At 73.3% G+C, this 1,179-nt stretch carries 3 protein-coding genes; all 3 read right to left on the bottom strand.

The genetic code is table 11. The features are described 5' to 3' along the window. On the bottom strand, positions 1-214 hold a 214-nt coding region (locus tag ACXJLU_RS33380), incomplete at its 3' end, for a hypothetical protein (protein WP_457338011.1). Continuing rightward, positions 211-738 (bottom strand): GspMb/PilO family protein, encoded by a 528-nt coding sequence (locus tag ACXJLU_RS33375; protein ID WP_457338010.1) that lies wholly within the window; start codon positions 736-738, stop codon positions 211-213. The genes ACXJLU_RS33375 and ACXJLU_RS33380, both read right to left, overlap by 4 nt. Beyond that, positions 735-1,179 (bottom strand): hypothetical protein (locus ACXJLU_RS33370; protein WP_457338009.1); only part of this gene is annotated, 445 nt, incomplete at its 5' end. The genes ACXJLU_RS33375 and ACXJLU_RS33370, both read right to left, overlap by 4 nt.

The raw sequence follows: 1,179 nt of genomic DNA, 5'->3' as shown, positions 1-1,179 counted from the left end.
GGGCGAGTGGCGCGCGCTCCGGCAGCGTCCATTCGGTCGCGTCGACGGCCGAGGCCGGTGTGGCCGCCGCAGAGGCGGGTCGCTCGACGGCCATCGCTTGCCCGAGCGGTGCCGGCCGCACGGCCTGCTCGTCATCGTCCAGCGCCCACACCGATGCGAGCGCGGTGAGCGCCGCGGCGAAGCCAAGCCAGCGGTGGCGTGCGGCGGGGGTCATGGCGCGTTGCGGCTGTAGTGGCTCAGCACGACACGGCCATGCAGCGGCTCGCCGGCCGGGGCATCGCGCTGCAGCGTCAGCTCGTCGATGGCGGCACTGGGATGGTCGTGTTGCACCTGCGCCAGCCATTGCGCGATCGCCGGGTAGCTGCCGCTGACCGGCAGCACCATTTGCGAGCGCAGCACCTGGCCGGCGGCGAGCGTCGGCGCCCGGTACTCGACACGGTCGATCTGCAGGCCGGCGGCGAAGGCGGCGCGGTGCACGCCTTCGATGAAGTCCGGGACCTGCTCGGCCGGCGGGAGATCGGCGACGAAGGTCTGGGCCGAGCGCACGACCGGGCGCACGGCGGGTGCGCGCTGGAGCTCGGCGCGAGCGGCTGCCACCCGCTGAAGCAGCCGCTGGGGCGAGGTGTCGAGCGCCTGCCAGGCCAGCAATGCGGAACTCGCGGCGAGAAGCAACAAGCCGGCAGCGCCCGTCGGGCCGAGTCGCAGCATCACATAGCTGAGCCACGCGCGCGCCATCATGACCGTAGCCCGGATGCCAATCCGGGAATGTCCGCAACTCCGCGATCCCGGATTGGCATCCGGGCTACCAAGGCGACGACGATCCGCGCTTGCAGCCGACGCGCGCTTCCGTTCGCGACCCACTCATGCCCCAGCAACTGCGCCCCATGCAGCGGCGCCCCAGCGCGGTCCAGCGACTGCACGTACTGCAGCAGCTCCGGCAGCCCCGGCGCATCGACCTGCAACTGCAGCTTCGCGAAGCCCCCGTCGACGCTCAACTGCTGCACGTTGACGCGCGGGCTCGCGCTGGCCTCCAGCGCATCGAGCAAGGGCAGCCACGGCCGGTGCAGATCGGCCGACACCCGCGCCGCGTCAGCCTGCAGCCGGCGCTCCGCTGCGGCGGGCACGCGGGCCGCGGCAGCCCGGTCGGTCGCGCCTCGGCTGGCGAGCACGGTTTGCAGG

The organism is Rhizobacter sp. P5_C2 (assembly GCF_054049715.1).
The sequence above is the reverse complement of the archived record's forward strand: the minus strand, read 5'-3'. Positions and strand labels throughout refer to the sequence as shown.

What these genes read in the sequence shown, in the direction of transcription:
- ACXJLU_RS33375 (WP_457338010.1), bottom strand. Translation starts at nt 738, where the DNA reads ATGATGGCGCGCGCGTGGCTCAGCTATGTGATGCTGCGACTCGGCCCG.